This is a genomic window from Gracilibacillus alcaliphilus, from assembly GCF_016909015.1.
In the GTDB taxonomy this organism is placed as follows: domain Bacteria; phylum Bacillota; class Bacilli; order Bacillales; family Amphibacillaceae; genus Gracilibacillus; species Gracilibacillus alcaliphilus.
Genome location: NZ_JAFBFA010000015.1, coordinates 1 through 18,178 on the forward strand (window position 1 = coordinate 1; position 18,178 = coordinate 18,178).

The 18,178-nt window shown below is 40.4% G+C and carries 14 protein-coding genes; 3 read left to right on the plus strand and 11 right to left on the minus strand.

What is annotated here, in order from left to right; all coding sequences use genetic code 11:
* Positions 1–234 precede the first annotated feature (234 nt).
* The 11 genes from JOD18_RS12205 to JOD18_RS12255 all read right to left on the minus strand — a co-directional run bounded on the left by JOD18_RS12205 (position 235) and on the right by JOD18_RS12255 (position 16,193).
* On the minus strand, positions 235–924 hold the full coding sequence (locus tag JOD18_RS12205) for a DUF1961 family protein (RefSeq protein ID WP_204669315.1): 690 nt from the start codon (positions 922–924) through the stop codon (positions 235–237).
* Positions 921–3,551, minus strand: a complete 2,631-nt coding sequence (locus JOD18_RS12210; protein ID WP_338029536.1) for an exo-rhamnogalacturonan lyase family protein — start codon at positions 3,549–3,551, stop codon at positions 921–923. Before JOD18_RS12210 ends, JOD18_RS12205 begins: the two co-directional genes overlap by 4 nt.
* On the minus strand, positions 3,552–4,820 hold the full coding sequence (locus JOD18_RS12215; RefSeq protein WP_204669316.1) for a hypothetical protein: 1,269 nt from the start codon (positions 4,818–4,820) through the stop codon (positions 3,552–3,554).
* On the minus strand, positions 4,820–5,497 hold the full coding sequence (locus tag JOD18_RS12220) for a rhamnogalacturonan acetylesterase (protein WP_204669317.1): 678 nt from the start codon (positions 5,495–5,497) through the stop codon (positions 4,820–4,822). Before JOD18_RS12220 ends, JOD18_RS12215 begins: the two co-directional genes overlap by 1 nt.
* A 13-nt stretch (positions 5,498–5,510) precedes the next feature.
* A complete protein-coding gene (locus tag JOD18_RS12225) occupies positions 5,511–6,167 on the minus strand; it encodes a YesL family protein (RefSeq protein ID WP_204669318.1) in 657 nt (218 codons plus the stop codon).
* A 23-nt stretch (positions 6,168–6,190) separates the two neighbouring features.
* Entirely contained in the window at positions 6,191–8,644 is a 2,454-nt protein-coding gene (locus JOD18_RS12230; protein ID WP_204669319.1) for a glycosylhydrolase-like jelly roll fold domain-containing protein, read from the minus strand.
* A gap of 23 nt (positions 8,645–8,667) precedes the next feature.
* Positions 8,668–10,989: an AraC family transcriptional regulator gene (locus JOD18_RS12235; protein WP_204669320.1), complete on the minus strand. Its 2,322-nt coding sequence runs from the start codon at positions 10,987–10,989 to the stop codon at positions 8,668–8,670.
* A gap of 272 nt (positions 10,990–11,261) precedes the next feature.
* Entirely contained in the window at positions 11,262–12,140 is an 879-nt protein-coding gene (locus tag JOD18_RS12240) for a carbohydrate ABC transporter permease (RefSeq protein ID WP_204669321.1), read from the minus strand.
* A gap of 39 nt (positions 12,141–12,179) precedes the next feature.
* Complete coding sequence (locus JOD18_RS12245; RefSeq protein WP_204669322.1) at positions 12,180–13,130, minus strand: ABC transporter permease; 951 nt, start codon at positions 13,128–13,130, stop codon at positions 12,180–12,182.
* Positions 13,131–13,208: 78 nt separating this feature from the next.
* Positions 13,209–14,726: an extracellular solute-binding protein gene (locus JOD18_RS12250; protein WP_204669323.1), complete on the minus strand. Its 1,518-nt coding sequence runs from the start codon at positions 14,724–14,726 to the stop codon at positions 13,209–13,211.
* Positions 14,727–15,680: 954 nt separating this feature from the next.
* On the minus strand, positions 15,681–16,193 hold the full coding sequence (locus JOD18_RS12255) for a helix-turn-helix domain-containing protein (RefSeq protein WP_204669324.1): 513 nt from the start codon (positions 16,191–16,193) through the stop codon (positions 15,681–15,683).
* A 97-nt stretch (positions 16,194–16,290) separates the two neighbouring features.
* Between JOD18_RS12255 and JOD18_RS12260 the strand changes: the two genes are divergently transcribed.
* Genes JOD18_RS12260 through JOD18_RS12270 form a run of 3 tightly spaced genes read left to right on the plus strand, consistent with a single transcriptional unit; the run spans position 16,291 to position 18,171 of the window.
* Positions 16,291–16,533 (plus strand): PLDc N-terminal domain-containing protein, encoded by a 243-nt coding sequence (locus JOD18_RS12260; RefSeq protein WP_204669325.1) that lies wholly within the window; start codon positions 16,291–16,293, stop codon positions 16,531–16,533.
* Positions 16,517–17,407 carry an ABC transporter ATP-binding protein gene (locus JOD18_RS12265; RefSeq protein WP_204669326.1) on the plus strand — a complete coding sequence of 297 codons (891 nt, stop codon included), beginning with the start codon at positions 16,517–16,519 and terminating at the stop codon, positions 17,405–17,407. The genes JOD18_RS12260 and JOD18_RS12265 overlap by 17 nt, the downstream gene beginning before the upstream one ends.
* Entirely contained in the window at positions 17,404–18,171 is a 768-nt protein-coding gene (locus tag JOD18_RS12270; RefSeq protein WP_204669327.1) for an ABC transporter permease, read from the plus strand. Before JOD18_RS12265 ends, JOD18_RS12270 begins: the two co-directional genes overlap by 4 nt.
* Positions 18,172–18,178: the final 7 nt, after the last annotated feature.

Consider the following 18,178-nt stretch of genomic DNA (forward strand, 5'->3'; position numbering starts at 1 on the left):
CATAACTGTAAGTTTTCATATGCTCCTCCTGTTGATTAATTTTTCTATTATAACGGACAGTTTCGAGGAGTGTCTACTTTACTAATACAATATCACCCGGATGACGGACAATTTACCCGGGTGGCACGCTTTTTTGTCCGTCATTTTTCAGCTTGTCTAATGATAGAGGGGTCTGTACGCAAAAACACCTCTCCCGCTATCAAGAAAATATAACAGAAGAGGTGCCTGCTATCCTTATTTTTCACGAAGCTGAAATACTTTTAAATTGGCATATTCCGCAATTAATGGGGCCATTTGTCGAAAGCCGATTTTTCCATCTTTCAGATATGGTCCGTACTCTCTGCCGTCATCATGAAAATGGAAAATGGGCAATTGATTCATATAAAATGTGATATCGCCTTGATATTTTACCAATTCTAATTGATACGGGCCTTTGGCGTCTTCCACATTAGGTAAAGGGTCGGCGCCTTGGGCAACTAGATGAAAGCCGTAGCTTTTTCTCAGATTACTAGTGTGAAATTGCCTTTCGTCCTCCCATTTTCTCCTATAATATGACACATGATAGGCGTTGATATCACCGTGATGATATTGATCATAAATCCCAGTCCGTTTGGTTAAAGAAGAGGAAAATAAATCTTCACCTGCTCCACCTTTTGCGGCAAAAAACAGGATACAGAGACCTGGCTCCCTGATTGGCCAAAAATCCCATGTCACGGCAATATTCTCAGGAAAATCTTCTGGACACCATAAAACAAAATTTGATTTTTGGCCTTGCAGGGGATCTTTTTTGTTTTCCATCCGTAATCGCTGTAACGGAAAACTAAGCGCAGCCTCTCCTTCTATGCGAAAATCGTTGATATCTGCTTGGTCCTGCAATGGATTATGATAGATTAGTTGATGATCATATTGTTCCTGCCAATTCATCCGCCCGTCTCCTCCTTGCCTGCTGTCAGCATCTCCTCATAAGAATCATCTAAAGCATCATCGATTAGCTCCAGACAAATCATCACATTAAGCGACCATTGAGCTGCTGTATTGGTCGAAATACCCTTTATTTCTTGAATCGGATGGAGATAATCAGTTACTTCTTCTACAAGTAAAGGCGACTTAATATGCCAATGGCTTTGCTCCTCTAATAACAGTTTCCAGGCCAGCGCGGCCAAATTCCCATCTTGCTTTTTGGCCGCAGCATAGGCGACCAGTGAAGCGGAAAGCATCGGGATATTCCAGTCCACTCCTTTGATTTCGCCATTGGTTAAACGACTTTTTTCTTCAGGGGAAAGATTATAGAACGCCCCGAATTCCACCAGCATCTCCTGCCATCGGCTATCTTCGAGTAGTTCCGCCATTTCCATCCATACCTGAGCGCCTCCCATGCTAAAGATAAGGTGATGCCCTTTATTCTCGGCCCCCATATAGAATAACTCGCCTGTCCTTGGCTCATAACCGAACACTGGGCCTGTTAACAGCCGAAAGGGCATCTTTTCCAAACATTTGATACCGGTAAACAGCTTATCTCTATACGTATGATCCTGATATCTTTCCCATTTTGTCAGCCAGTTGGAACAAAAAGCTGCCCAGTCAGGCCCGCTCCGTGTATGGGTACTGTATTGATCCTCTGGAAAATAGGCTCGCATCGGATCGATATATACTGTCGTATAATCAGCATCCACTACTTCATCCATCATGTCGCCGATACGTTCATCCGCAGTGAGATAATAATAAAAACGGTGCAGTCCTGCCGCTCCAATCCGTGCTTCCTTACAGCCGCAGCCCCAATGACTGACATTGTGTCTCGATCCCAGTCCTTTATAAGCCCCCTTATGATAGACATCGACTTCACTCGTATGGCGTGTCATAGCCTCGGCCATGCGAAAAATATCCGTTCTTCCTGTGCGCAAAAACATATACCAGAGCCAGTAATTTGGTGCCAGCTCTGTATTTTGCCAGGCACAGCCGCCTAAATCATAGCGCCAGACATGACGGACTGGATCATAACTATGCATCACATCCCCATAATCCCAAAAACCATACCATTTGCGCTGTTCGATTTCCTTTAAATAAAAACCAAGTACCTCATCTAATGTCTGTTCCAGCCTTGCTTTGATCGGTGTATCCGTATTTCTTAAGCTCCAAATCCCCAGTGCTTTGGTCTGATGATAGTAAGCAGGATCACCAACGAGTAATGGCGGCGACTCTTTCTTACCTACTAGTTTTTTTAAGGTAGGGATGTCAGGTGTTACAGCAAAGCAATTGATATATAACTCGCTTGTATTACCAACCCCATAAGGCGTACTTCTTAATTCTTCGGCACCTTCATAAGACGAACTAACATGTGTTTCTGTATCATAATGGCGCATATCCATCGCTTGAACCTCTGGTGACCAAAACCATGTCCTTACAACAGCTTGCTCTGCAGCTAAATCGCTTATTTCAAATGAGGCAGGATATTTTTTCCAAAAATTGCGTAATCCCACTGTTATGCCGCCAATTTCTGAGCCAACATAGACAAGTCCGCCTGATCTACTGCCATTCACAGCATGCACCCAGGCACAGCCTGCTTGTGTCTGTTTGGCAATCGAATAGGAATCAACAGAATGCTGGACTAATTTATAATGGTTCCATGTCGCGGCATCATCCAGCAAATCGATAAAAGGTTGGTCGCCTTCCTCGAACTGAATGGGACGGCCGCTCCTTTGTTTTTTATACATCTCCTCATACTTGCCTTGTGTTCTTAGTGTCAGCAGCCCTTTAGGCGACTCACTAAAAAAGCCTTCCTCTCCTGCCAAACGCACATATCGATTATATAAGGCTCCTTGCATCGGCACTGCGAATTCCAGACCAATCCCTTTAATAAAATCTTGATGTGGATTACCATCATATAAAAAAGAATGAACAATTTTCACTTCAGGCTGTTGGGCATAAAAGTACAATCGTACCTGAAACGGCAGCCACTCCCGCTTGTTACTGCTCAGCCGGTGTCTGCCAGTCACCTTGATCACAGCTCTTATGGGACCGGCTTGTTCCACCGTTACATCATATATTTCACTATAAAAGGTTTCCTGACGATATGTATCAATCCCCTCTGTTCGATGGTGGGATTCACGAATACCGATCAGTCTGCCCTTTTGGCAAGAAGTTGTATTATTTATGGACATCTCTTCGATCAAAAAGCTGCCTTTTTTGTTCACCTTACATATTAATGTGTTGGTATCAATTATGATGCGCTCATCTGTTTCCTCTACTGTAAGCACTTCTGATTGTTGAAGCGCTGCTGCATCTGTTAATGACACTGGTTGCTTCAATAGACCTCCAGGGATAGAGGCAGCATGTGCTGTCCACTTCACACTGCCGTCCGGCCAAAAGGCAGTCGGCCATGTTTGCACCGGCAGACTCGATGTATCCGATGTATCCGCATTGCCTACTTTCAGCATATATGATTCCAGCCTTTTTAACTGCCCTTTTTCCCATGGAATCCCCCATGTCACACCTGTAGATAAATGATTGTCTGTTTCCAGCCAGGATAATGGAATATTTGTTTGAATAATCACTCACTCCTTCCTATATTCTCCGCCGGGATACAATGTCACGGCATATAATCGTTTCGGCTGTTGCAATGGTTGCTGCTTAACTGGTTTTAATGAAAAAGCTTGGCTTGCATATATATAAGCCTGATGATCATTATAGATAATGACACTATCAGAGCCATTCCCAACTAGATCACCATAGACGACATAACCATCGACTGGAAAAGTCACCACAGGCTGCATATAACCGTCGTACAGAGTAGGATTTATACCACCGCCGCGACGATAAGCAAGGATATAGTCCAGCTCATGGGCATCCCAATTTCTGATCGTTTCAATAATGGTGAGCCAGCCATATGACTGACGATCTTCCTTCCAGATTTCCTGTCCTTGTGCATCCAGCAAAAACAAACCATCCTTACCATTTCCTCCACCATCGCCGCGAATAATCCGATCCAGTCCAGCTATCTGCAAACCGGCATAATCACTGCGGAATTTCCCCAAACTAATGTGCTGAGATTCAATTGAACCTTCATATCGCCATAATTCCTGTCCTTGATGATCATACATTACAGTCACACTGCCGCCGATGACAATTTGATAGTGATCACTGTCTTCTTCCACTTTTCCTACCCATATACAATCGGCATGATCATCCAGCGGCTGGCATGACCATAGCGTTTGTCCATTGGCCTGAAGTAAATCATAACCTGCCATCACTTCATCATAATGATCCCCATCCAAATCAAATACCCAAGGATAATGTCCCACATTCCCTTTATGTGTCCATAACAAATGAAACTGTCTGTCCAGCGCCCACAATTGAGCATACCGATCCTTGAGGATAATATCTTGCGGAACATCTTTACCAGTTAAATTAGCAATAATAATACAATCATGGGCTTCATCAGCCGGCAGGTCATAGCGTTCTTTTAGCTGGCCCGTTTTACCGTCCAAGATCAGAAATTGCTTATTCATCACACAGAGGACTTCGTTATAGCCATCACCATCAATATCATATATTTGAACCGGATAATCTGACCCAGGCCCGCCCGGATTCTCACTAGGCTGACCTACTTGCCAAAGTATATCCCCATCCAGTGAATAAGCTGTCATGGCTTCTACTTGATGTGGTACATAACGATCGTCAATATTGCCATCAGGCTGCACTAAAAGCAAATCCATCCGTCCTGATCCTGTTAGATCCCCGATATACATTTTGCAGTTCTTTCCAGCCGCACTAATATCAATCTCGCCTAATAGTACAGCTTGACTTTGACTATAATCAGTCATCATGTCACCCCTTTTTCTGATATTTTCACATATTGTGATAACGGAATAGATAATTTCTTTACTTCTTCACTGACAATTCTCGCAATCTGACTAGCGCCGACATCTGTAAAATGTGTATGATCATCACCATTTTGCGAAACCATAAAGAAAGGCATCACTGCTTGATAACCTATCGTCGTAAAATAGCGGATACTCGCCTGCATCAAATCCATCACATCTACCTGCATTTCTGCAGCTATTTCCTTCATCGCATTACAATAATCACCAAAATCAGCTAGAAATTCACCTCGTACATAATGAAGCCTGGCTACCGGAGTAATCAGAATCGGAACGGCTCCTTTACTTCTGACTCCCTCTACATATTGTCTGAGATATTGTTTATAATCTTGATATGGTTCTGTATATCGTGCTGGTCGCTCTTTTGTCGAATCATTATGGCCCATTTGAACAAAAAGGTAATCCCCTGCTTCGATTTCGGATAAGATATTTGCTAATCGCCCTTCCTCAATAAATGTTTTTGTACTCCTGCCCCCTATAGCATAATTGTAAAAAGTGACAGATGGATGGAAATATTCTGCGATAAATTGTCCCCATCCCGCTTGTCTGCCATCTTGCAGTGAATAAGTTTGCATCGTCGAATCACCTGCTAAATAGACATGGCATCTATGATTTGGCATTCTTCTCACCTCCCTATCCTATAATCTGGCTATGACTCTCCTGTAGTTGATCTTGTTTATATTCAATCCGCAGAAAGGTTCGATAAACAATCCACGTCACGATAAAACCGGTTAAACTTGCGCCAAAGAAAAATAGAAACACCGGCAAGGAAAAAAATAGATAATGCAGCGTCAGACAGGCAGCCAATGCATAGATCGTTCGCAGCGGGTGGTAAAAGGCTACCAGAATGGCATTCCTAAAATAATTAAACAAATGATTATGATAATGTACATACATCGGAAAAATATAAATCAGCATAATACTGTATACAATCATCGCCAAGATCTGCATATAATGCAGTACAGCTGCCCATGTTTCATTATCTATTGCTAAGAAGTTGCTATTTACATAGATCATATAAGGGATCAGAAGCAAGATGAACGTTAACATATTTGCCCGGATAAACTCCTGTTTATATGTCTGTTTAAATGTTTTAAATACTTCTACATCCCTATCCTCATTCATCCAATATTCCCGAAATATCTTAAACATCGCCACCGTACTTGGGCCAATCCCAAAAAGGACCAAGCCAATCAGTGTAAAGCAGACCCATAACAGATTGATATACAGCAGCATAAACACGACATCACCAAAGCGATAAAATTTACCGAACCAACCATTCTCAAACATAGACATTCCTCCTTTCACTTCTCTCACGTCTGTACTAACGTCACAGACACAGGACCTAATAATCCAGCAGGCAGTGCTATCTTATCCATTTGATTAGCGATACTGTTGCGAACGTCAATCGATACGCTATTTTCTCCCACCCTCAAATAATCACTAGGAATCACCCATTGATACGGCGCCCACATTTGCACCCCTATCTCCTGCTGATTGATACAGACACTGGCGATTTGATGAACCACTCCGAGATCAAGGATCACCTCACAATCAGGTGAAAGGTCAGGTATTTTAAAAGAATTCTCATATCGTAAAACTCCTGAAAAATAGGCCATCCCCTCCCATTCAGTCCAAGAAGTTAAGTCGCTGATCGATTGAGAAAACGAGGGATGACTTACTATCCATTCGGGTTGTATGGCAAGGGACTCAGAGCTCTGCTTCGTCTCTTGTCTCTCCCATATTTCCGCCTTTGTTGGATCAACATAATAAATAATCGAGGATCTTCTAGGCAATGTGATCGGCATATACCGATTCTCTTCTAGCGCTTGTTCTGCATATGTCCCTTTCCAAGCATCCCACTTCTCCACCCTGCCTTTCTCCTGCAGCCGGATCTTCCCTTGATAGGTTTCCTCTCCTTCATTGACCAGCAGATAAAAACAGGAGCCATCCTTTTTCACTTTGCTGAGGCGAATATCCGGTTCGGCGGGCAGTATGCTTACTTGGTTCTGACAGACAGCGGGAATCTTCTGCAGGATCTCATCGGTTTGGCTGATCATAACAGCGATCGAATCCAGCACCGTTTCCGTTTCTTGCTGTAAAGCAATCACCTTCCCGCCATTTTGTACAAATGAGGCTAACTTTCGAACCGTTGCCTTATTCAAGCTGAGATTATTTTCAACGATAATTAGTTGATACTTCTGTTGCTGGATATATACAGCACCTTCCCGAATGTCACTTTGATTAACGAAAAGGGATTCCTCTAAATAATTGAATTCAATTTGATGCTGATACAGTGGCTTCACTATTCGCCATGGCAGATAGTTTTCCTCACACAGAACAGCTATCCCAGTATCATTAACGGCATCGGTCATTAACCAGCTCAACCTTTTCATATATTGCGAAAACTGATTATAATAAGGCCACCAGAGATTGTGTGGTCCGACATCAGGCGGCCGTTCATGGCTGCGCTTCTCTCCCCGGATCGAATAATAAAAGGCATGTGGACAAAACAGGTTTATTCCTCTTACAGCAAGCCAGTCGATATACCATTTCATATCGTCTGCACTCAATGCCCAGCCGCTCTCTTTACCACAGGCACCTAACACCTCATTTAAATTTCTGCGTCTGCCTCGATGTCTGGCTGCGTCAGAAGAACACTTCCCGGCTGTGGAATGTTCTCCTTCTATCCCTTTGTCCGCTTCTGGTGCTACCCATCTCCAGACCACATCCTGACCCGGTATTTGAAAGGCATCCAATAAACCGATATCATCACTGGCCGCCGGGTGACCGGTCAATGCAATGCCATGCTGCTCACACCACCTGCTAATTGGGATATAATAGGATCGATTGAGCTGATGATTAACGGCTTGCTGAAATGATTTTCTAATAGCATTCGTTTGTTCACCTGCCTCGAACCATAGTACCGGTAAATGTGATTCCAGATTTCCTTCCTGTTGATAGATAGCTAAGAAGCCTGTTGTCCACGGTTTCAATCCTGGAAGAGCTCCCCTGCCTAATATATCTGGTTCATCCGTAAACATAGCCGTAATCGGATCGCCAAAGTATGGCTTTAGTGCTTGATAATATGTATCATGAGTCCGTTCGATAAACTTCTTTACCGCAGCAGGATTGAGTAAATCGGCCGAACGAGGAGCTTGAGGCTCGCCATCATCTTCACCAAAGTGAATCCCCCTGATATGCCCCTGTGAAAAAGTAGATAGAAACACAACAACCGACCAGTCACCTTTTTCTTCGGGCTGGAAATAGACCTCATTGTACTGTACCTCTAAGATCACCGTCTTCTCGATCTCGATTCGATCTTTGGCCAGTTTTTTAACCGCTTGGACAGAGACAAGTTCTTCGCCTTCTTTTAATTCAATCGTGACAGTCCCCTGTTCTGGAATAGGAAACTCCTTCATTGCTAAACCGCGGCTGGCATACTCGGGGTTATCTTTTACAACCAAGCCATTGGCAGCCCCTGATGGGTACATCCCCTCATCATATAAAATAACTGACATGTCCAGGGCCTGCGCCTTTTTTACCGCTGTTTCGACAAACGATAAGAAATCAGCCGATAAGTAGGATAGTTCCTCAGGCAGCCCTATTCTCGGATGTAACACAAATCCCTTTACACCCTTCTGATAAAAATCTTCTATCTGCCTGTCAATCTCTGCTTCTGACAGTGCATCATTCCAAAACCAAAAAGGAATCGGAGAAAATTCGTCTGGCGGATTGATAAATTGCCTGTGCAGGTCTGTTTGCATCTTGTCACATCCTTTCTCACTGTTTATGATTTCATTTTGCGATATTGACTTGGGGGCAGGCCAACATGTTTCTTAAAAATCCGATTAAAATAACTGTGACGGTAACCGACACTTTCGGCTATATCACTAATCTTCCTTTCGGTATTCAATAATAATTCTTTTGCTTTATTAATACGCAGATTGGTTAAGTAATCAATAAAATTAATATGCAATACCTTCTTGAACGATTTACTTAAGGAATAGGCATTTACGCCAACGATTTCAGCGCAGCTCTCCAAAGAAATATCATTCATATAATTTTCTTCTAAATACTGCACCACTTGTTCGACAGTTTGCTTCATTTCCATATCTATCCGACTTCTTAATATCTTTACATAAGGTTCAATGACTTCTTTCACAATCCAATGAACCATCCAGTCCAGCTCCCTAATCTCTGTTAACTCATCAAACATATTTCTGCCCTTAAATAGTTCGCTGGGATGAATGCCGGACTGCAGAATCTCATGATGAATCACACTAAAGAGCTGGATCACACCTGGCTGAATATTGATTTCTTGAATACCATTTCCCTTCAATTCATTGATAAAATGGTAAATCAGCTGTTTGCTTTCCTCCACCTGTCCCCTTCTAATCGATTGAATGATTTCCTTTTCAGTATCAAACGGATAAAAAATCGTAAAGCCGTCCTTATCTTTTGTCCATTTCTCCAAATTTATCACTTGATTCTTGTTCTCAAATTTGCGGTATTTCTTGCCGATCTTTACCTCTTCAAACAAATGAGCAATCTTTTTCACTTCTTGAACAGGTGTACTGATCGTAGTCGTTACATGCATTTTAATCAGTTTGTTAATCATTTCCGAGGTCTTTTCTGCAAACGCATGGACTTGACTTTGACCGTTTTCTGTCTCTGGATAGACAACCAGCATCCCCATCGATAAATTGTGGTAGTTCATAACCGTAAACTGTTTAAAATAATGAGTGGCAAACTCTTCCACAATGTTCACTAGTGTAAACGTTAATAAGCTATAATCACTTTCTTCAAAAACCTGCTCCGAAGAATATAAACCGGTTAATTGAATATCTAATAAGATAATTTGTTGATGTTCTAATTCCCAGCCATAATTCTGCATACGCTGGCGCAGCTTTTCTTCAGGGAATTGGTCATAGTACCCCTTGCTGATTTGTACTAATAAGCTTTCTTTCAATTGCGGCATTTGTTCTGCTAATCTTTTTTCCAACCGTCTGCTTTCACTCATCACATTAAATAAATTATTTCTGATCAATTCAAATTCATCCTTATCTCGCGACAGTGACTGCTCTTCATGATTCAAACCATGAATTAATTTCTTAACCGGATGATAGATTCGAATCGAGGCAAACCATGACATAATAATCGCCAATAACATCCCGGAAAAACTGATTACTAAAATTAGTTTAGAGATAAACACAATTGGTGACGTAATCGAAGATATCGGCGAGGCAGAAATATACATCCAATCCCCGCTGACCCGCTCCATAAATCCATAGGATACTAAATAAGTCATCTCATCTAATTCAACTGAGAAAGAATCCTGCTGCGTCTCTTGATCTAGTGTCTCTGCCAGGATCTCTTTCGTAAACGGCAATTCATCCGCCCCATTTGTTGTAAGCAATATCTCCTGTTTCTCGTCAAGCAAAATGGTAGCGCCTTCATCATAAGGTGTTAACGTTTCAAACAATTGACTAAACTTTTCTTGGTTAATCTTAATAATGATCTCACCAAAGATTGGCTTGCTAATGCCTGGGATATGATGTGTCAGTGTCAAGTATTCGTTTGACTGACCGTTAGGTGTCGGAATATTATAGTACTCCCAATTAATAGAGTTCTCATGTTCTAATAATCCCTGATAAAATTGCAGCTCTTTGATACTGGCAACCTCATTATAATGTGGATTAAATAGGATCGGCTCTTCTAGATCCAAATAGAATTCCACCTTATCGACAATCGGATTACTGCCCTCCAAGATTAACAGACTTTTGCTGATATCGCGTGTAGTCTGGAATTCTTTCTTAAAATCTACTTCTAACAAGGAATAATTATACATCGGATCAAAGGCCCAATGAGCCAATGATATTTCCAGATATTCCAGCTGTTCATGGACATTATTTGCCCTTTCGGTAATTTGATTCTCATGAATTGTTTTTAGTTCCTTCTCAATATTATGGATACCAAAACAATACAGCCCGATTCCAGTAATAATTCCTGGAATGGAGGCAATGATTAAAATTAAGACAAAGTTTCTCCGAAAGTAGGTACTCTTCCATCTAAACTCTCTATTTCTGATCAGACTCCATATTTTCCCCAAATCCCTTCACCCACCTTAAGTTAATATACAGTACAAACCTTATTGTAGACTAAAACTACCAATTTATTTAAAAAAAATTTCAGATATATGATAGTCCGGTGAGTTTCAAGCAGGGGTGATATCCAGCGTACTGCTACACAGTCAGAGATCAGTACCATAAAGCGAGACTTATCAAGGAGCCCACGTCGGTTATCCCCTAGGCTTCTTTGCAATTCCACAAAAGACTTGAATTATAAGACTTGTGGACGGTTGCATCGAGATAAACAGAGATACTAACCTTTGACTGAACCTAGCATTACCCCTTTTGCAAAATGCTTCTGTAAGAATGGATAGAAAATTAAAATAGGAACAGTTGCAACCACAATCACAGCCAGTTTGGTAGATTCCTCAGGCGGTTCATACAACATAGCTTCCTGCATGTCGCCCAGCCCGACATTCGCCACCATTACCAGCTGTTGCAGCAATAACTGAATCGGCCACTTCGTTGTATCTGTTAAATACAACAGCGCCTGGAAAAAGTCATTCCAGTAAAAGACCGCATAAAACAAGGTAAACGTAGCAATTACCGGTTTGGATAAGGGCAGCATCACCTTCCAAAAGGTCTGAAATTCAGAACATCCGTCTATTTTAGAAGCATCCTCTAACTCACGGGGAAGCTCTTGGAAAAAAGTTTTGACGATAATCAGGTTAAATGGGTTAATCGCAAGCGGTAAAATCAATGACCATAACGAATCCAGCAAACCGAGACTCTTCACTAATAGATAAGTAGGAATCATCCCGCCGCTAAATAACATGGAAAAGAGAACCAGATTTAAAATAAAATTCCGCCCCACCATTGTTTTTCGTGATAATGGGTAGGCCATCGTTAACGTCAGTATCATACTAATGAAGGTTCCTACTACTGTAACAAACACAGATACGCCCAAACTGCGTAAAACAGAATCCGTTGAGAATATATACCTGTACGCATCCGTGGTAATAGTCTCAGGTATGATGAAAAACGGCCTGGTCGCTAACTCTGACTCCGTAGCAAAGGACCCAGCCACAATATAAAGAAATGGCACCACTGTAACAAGTCCTACTAATCCTAGGAAAATAAAGTTAAAGACATCGAATACCCTGCCTGCGGTAGTGTTGTGCATTTTATGCATATATAAATCCTCCTCTACACCTGTTTAGATTGTAAATGCTTAGAATAAGCCGCCTTGCCCCAGCTTTTTGGCTAATCTATCAGCACCTACGATCAGCACGATACCGACGACAGATTTAAACAGCCCGACCGCCGTACTATAACTGAAAGCACCTTCTGTAATCCCGACAAAATAGACATACGTGTCAAATACATCAGCGACACTTCTGTTCATCGCATTTGACATTAAGTAAATCTGTTGAAAGCCCGTATCCAGGAAATTTCCTAAACGCAAGATAAGCAAAATAACAATTGTACTTCTAATAGCTGGCAACGTCACATGCCACAGTCTTCTGAAACGGCCTGCGCCATCGACAATCGCAGCCTCATACTGTTCTTGGTCTACACTGGCAAGCGCTGCTAAGAAAATAACAGTCCCCCAGCCGGTTTCCTTCCAAATAATCTGCCCCATGATCATAGGCCGAAACCATTCCGGACTAGCTAAGAAATTAATTTCTCGACCGATTAGTGTCTGCAGCAATTCATTGACTGCACCACCGCTAGTCGTTAGGAAGACATAGCTGATACTTGCTATAATTACCCATGACATAAAGTGCGGTACATAGACCAATGTCTGGACAGTTCTTTTATACAGCGTAATCCTTATCTCATTTAATAGTAATGATAAGATGATCGGCGCTGGAAAAAAGAACACCAAATCGTACAAAGCTAAGATAAAGGTGTTGCGTAATAGTCTAAGAAAATCTGGATTGGAGAAGAAATATTGAAAATGATCAAAGCCAACCCAGTTACTCCCCAAAAATCCTAGAAAAGGGGAATAGTCTTGAAATGCAATCAGGACACCCCACATTGGAAAATACTTAAATACAATAAAGTAAATTAAACCTGGCAAGAGCATCAAATAGAGCCATTTTTCCTTGGCAATTCTGGAAAACACGCTCTGTTTCTTATCAGGGGTAGCTTGGTTATACTTTATGTCTGCTTCCTCCATTTAATCGCCTCTCTTCTCTTTAGCTGACGGCAGAAAGCAGCTATACTCTCTTATCAGCCGCTTCCTGCCTGGATACTATTATTCTAAGTCTGCTTCTTGATACAGCTGATTAATTTCGTCAATATAGTCCTGTCCGCCTGATTGAAGCCATAAATCTACTGCCTCATCAAGGCCTGATTCATCAATTTGACCTGCAATATATTGAATTCTTGCATCTAAGACAATAGTATCTAGCTGTTGACCTTGCCTAGAATATATTTCTGAAATTAACGCTTCCGCCGGATTAGGTACAACAATCTCTTCATTTTCTAACATGAGATCTGTTTCCAATTGCCTAAGTTCTGTCGCCTCCGGGGTCAATGACAAAGGTTCTGGAAGATACATCAACATTTGATTTAAGCCATCATATTCAGATTGTAAATTCTGATCTTCATCTGCTAAAGATTGATATTCACCATCTACCATCTCATAATGACGCCCTTCAATACCGTTTTCTGCTAGAATTTGCACTTCCTCGTCGTTCAATTTATCAAGGAAATCCAATACTTCCGCAAGTTCTTCCTCTGTTTGTACAGCTGTTCTGGATATGGCTAACATTCCGGAATATCCTGAAGTTGGCAAGTTGAATAATCCATTCGGTCCTTCCACTGCATTGATTACTGTAATAGGATCATCATTATCTGGATCACCCTCAAGCATCGTTTCCTGAATACGATGCCCTTCATCAAGCACATTAACTTGCACTCCAGCTTTCCCAGCAATTACTTCATCAGACCATTGTGCAGGATCCATGACAGCAAAGTCATCATTGACTAACCCTTCATCATATAACTGTTTGAAAAAGTCCAGCGCTTCCATATAGTTATCATCTAAAAAGAATGGGTACAGATTTCCATCTTCATCTTCTCCCCATTTATTCGGTACACCAAACCATGTCTGCATCGTATCCCACGGACCTTCAAATTGCGATACTACCATGCCATACGTATCATCTTCCCCATTACCATCTGGATCATCTTCGGTAAAAGCCTTTAACATATCATAGAATTCATCAATTGTTTCCGGCTCTTCCAGCCCTAAGTTTTCTAACCAATCTTTACGAATAATCACTCCATTTCTTCCTAAATCACGCGATCGGTAAATACCATAAATCTCGCCATTTATAGAGCTGTTATTCAGAATAATATCATTTGCCTGACTCAAATTTGGATAATCATCTAAGTATGGACTCAGCTCCCAAAAGGCGCCATCTTCTACAGCACTAATAAAACTCGGTGACTTGCTCGGTACATACATCACATGTGGTAAGTCGCCTGATGATAACGTAATGTTAAATCTATCATCTAAATTACTGTTCGGCGCCCATTCCATTGATATATTTTTATTGGTATAATCCTCAATAGCTTGTAAAACCGGACTGCTATCTGTTGGCGGCTCTGTACTAAACGTCGGAACGAACACTCTCAATTCCATCCGGTCATCATCAGAACCACTGCTTTCATTGTTTGACGTTTCGTTATTATTGCAGCCTGCCAGAATAACAACAACAGCAATTACACATAAAATAAGATACCTGCTAATAGATGTTTGCTTCAAACTAAACTCCTCCTTTTGAATATATGGAGATTTTTTACCCCCTATTGCGTCTTACACTGTAATACATTGTATAATAATTTGCTATCTCTCTCCTTTCATTATTTAGACATTCATTGTCAGGTGTTAACTTGCTGTACAACAAAATATATAGCGCTTACATTTTTCCTGCAATGCACATTTTTTGTCATGTGTTTGCAAAATATTTAACATGCCTATTAAAACAAGCCTCAGCACAATTTAAATTATCACTTTTTTGTAGAGTAATACATTTTTGCATCGAGAAAATGAAGGTTTTATAGATTGTGAATCAAGTTCTTTTATTGCTCGTCAAAAAGCCTGAGTCCTTATATCGGACTCAGGCCAGTGTTATTCCGTCTATATTCTTCGCTAACCAAGCTCTTTTTTCAAATATTAAAACTTATAAAAGATCATTTTCATCTTCAAGAGGAGTTTCATCATATATACAACAATTAATCATGTCCATTATATAACCAATCAACATTTTGTTGTGTTATAATAGATGGAACAATAGATTGGCTTCGCATGAGGGGTTATGGTAGCACTTGTCGTCCTGTTGGCGGTCTTTGGTAGGAGACTTCCTAGGGAGGAGGTGTTTGCCTATGGATTTAGACAACGTGTTAATGCTAATGGTATCCTTTGGGATGTTAGTAGCTTTTATCATGGCGGATAAAAACCGAAAAAAATAATCCCTCGTACGGTTTAGCAGGCCTGTGAGGGATTATTTCTTCTCGCTACCTAGCCCCTCTTGTTGGGGTTCAGTCTATTGTGGCCGTTCCATGTTAGCGCATGGGACGGTCTTTTTATTATATGACTTTCTATAGATAGTATACCCCATTTACAGCAGATAAAACAACTATACTTTGACTATTTCTTCTCACCGTTTAATTTTACCCACTCCTTTAAAGGTAAAAACAACTTAAACAGTTAAGTCCATTACGGAATAATCACCAATGAAACGGTTCTCTCTTTGTCACTCTTATTTTGTGATTGATTGTAATATTTGGTTAACAAATGATTAAGATCTGCTTGAAAGTTCTCAAATTCGGCTTCTCCTAAATGTAACTTGGAGATGGAAAACGTGGACTGGTCTTTTTTATCATCGATCGTTTGATGATAGTTTTGATACGCATTTAGTACGTACATAAAATAATAAGTAATGAAATTCACCTTTTCATCATAACTTGCCCGATTCCATTCTTCCTCGCCTATTTTATACGCCTTTGTTTTTATGGCATAAAAATTCTCTTCTCCTGAGCGTGTTTTCTTTTTCCGCACAATGTTTAACAGCCCGTCTTCAAACATAGCATTTACATGTCTGTATAATGTTGCCTGGGGTATATCTTCTAACAATTGATTTAATTGCATGATCGATAATCCGTCTTCTTTATCAATCAATTCTAATGCTATTTTAAAACGGGTTTGATTTTTAAATAATCCAAGCTCCATATATTTCACCTCTTTTTTATAATAATAATTGATTTTTGCTAAAATGTACACTATAATTATCGTTATCAATAATGATAATTATAAGGAGGTTGTCTTTATGAACACAGATATTAGTGTCTTATATGATGTGGATTGGAGTGCTATTTTACCATTAGTCCTTCCCATTTTGATTTTGCACTTGTTGCTTTTAGTTGTTGCACTCATTGATTTATATCGGCGCAGAGATATGATTAATCACCCGATTATTTGGCTGATCGTCATCTTGTTACTCAACACGGTCGGGCCGATAATTTATCTCATTATTGGAAGGAGGATGTTAAAAAATGATCGCCATTCATAAGGTGAACAAATCGTTTAGAGGCAGACAGATCTTAAAAGATATTACCTTTGATATTTCAGAAGGTGAATGTATTGGCTTATTAGGGCCGAACGGCGCTGGTAAAACTACTTTAATTAAATGTATTACTGGAATCATTCATTACGAAGATGGCGAAATTACCTTCCATGGCAAAGACATTTTGAACTTTAAGAACGATATTGGTTACTTGTCACAGAACACAGATTTTAAACAATGGATGACTTGTGAAGAATCGCTGCGGTTTTTTGGCAGCTTATCTGGTTTAAGTAAAGCATACCTTGACGAACATATCACTGACGTCCTGACTGACGTAGGGCTAAAAGACAAAAACAAATATAAAGTGGAAGAATTATCTGGCGGGATGAAGCAAAGGCTGGGAATAGCACAAGCTATTTTACATCGCCCCAAGCTCCTTATCCTGGATGAACCAGTTTCTGCTCTTGATCCAATTGGCAGAAGTGAAATCAAGAACTTAATTCAAAAGTTAAAAACCTATACAACTATTTTAATCTCCACCCATATCCTCGACGATGCAAGCGAGTTCTGTGATCGATACATTATTATAAAAAACGGTGAAATCGTCGGCAACATAACCAATCAAGATGAAACGATCAATAAGAAACAAGTATATTTCCAAGTTAATGCAGAGGAAACTGCTGTTTCGCCCGTGAAGCTAAATGAATCTTATGTATTGCAAGAAATAAAGCCGGGACAATTCTCTGTCACTAGTAAGGAACCGATCGTTTTCGCTAATCTGATGAAAGAATTGGATAAACACCATATCCAGATCCATTCTTTAGCCTATGAGAAAAAAGATGTAGAAAAAATATTTTTAGAGTTGGTGTCAGAAGTATGAGAAATATATCGATCCTATTAAAAGTTGAACTATTAGAGGCTGTAAGGAATATTAAATTTATCTGGTTAACGTTATTCTTTACCCTTCTTGGCGTAACACAGCCATTAATTGATAAATACATGGAAGTCATTATCAAAAGTTTCGGCGGTGTCGAGGGAATTATGATTGATCCCAATGCCCCTGAACCTCAAGCCAATGAAGTTTTACTGGCTACTTTTTCAGGCCAATTTAACCAAATCGGGTTAATCGTACTTATTATAAGTTTTATGGGGATGATCGCCAATGAAAAGAACAGCGGTGTTCAAGGCTTTATTTTCACAAGACCTGTATCCAGCCTAGAATATATTAGCTCCAAGCTTTTTGGGAACTGGTTGATCAGTATGGTATGTATCGCCATAGGTTCATTTATTTCCTACTTTTACACCGTCTATCTGTTTGGCTATTATCCGATCGTTGATTTCTTCTTGTTTCTTGTATGTTACAGTGTATGGATTCTTTTCGTCGTAAGTACCGCTGTATTATTTAGTACGCTTATCAAAAGTTCGATGTTTATCGGTGTCGCAACAATATTATTATCGATTATTTTTCTATTAGCAGGAAATATAAATAGCACACTTTCCTTGTTCTTACCAAGCGGTGTACTTACATTGGCAGAAAGCCTGCTTCTTCAAACACACGATATCAACTTTTTGTTTATGATTGCGCCGATCGTTTATATTCTGATCAATGTTTATGGAGCCAAAGCCTTTATTAATCAGGTCTAGGAGGAAT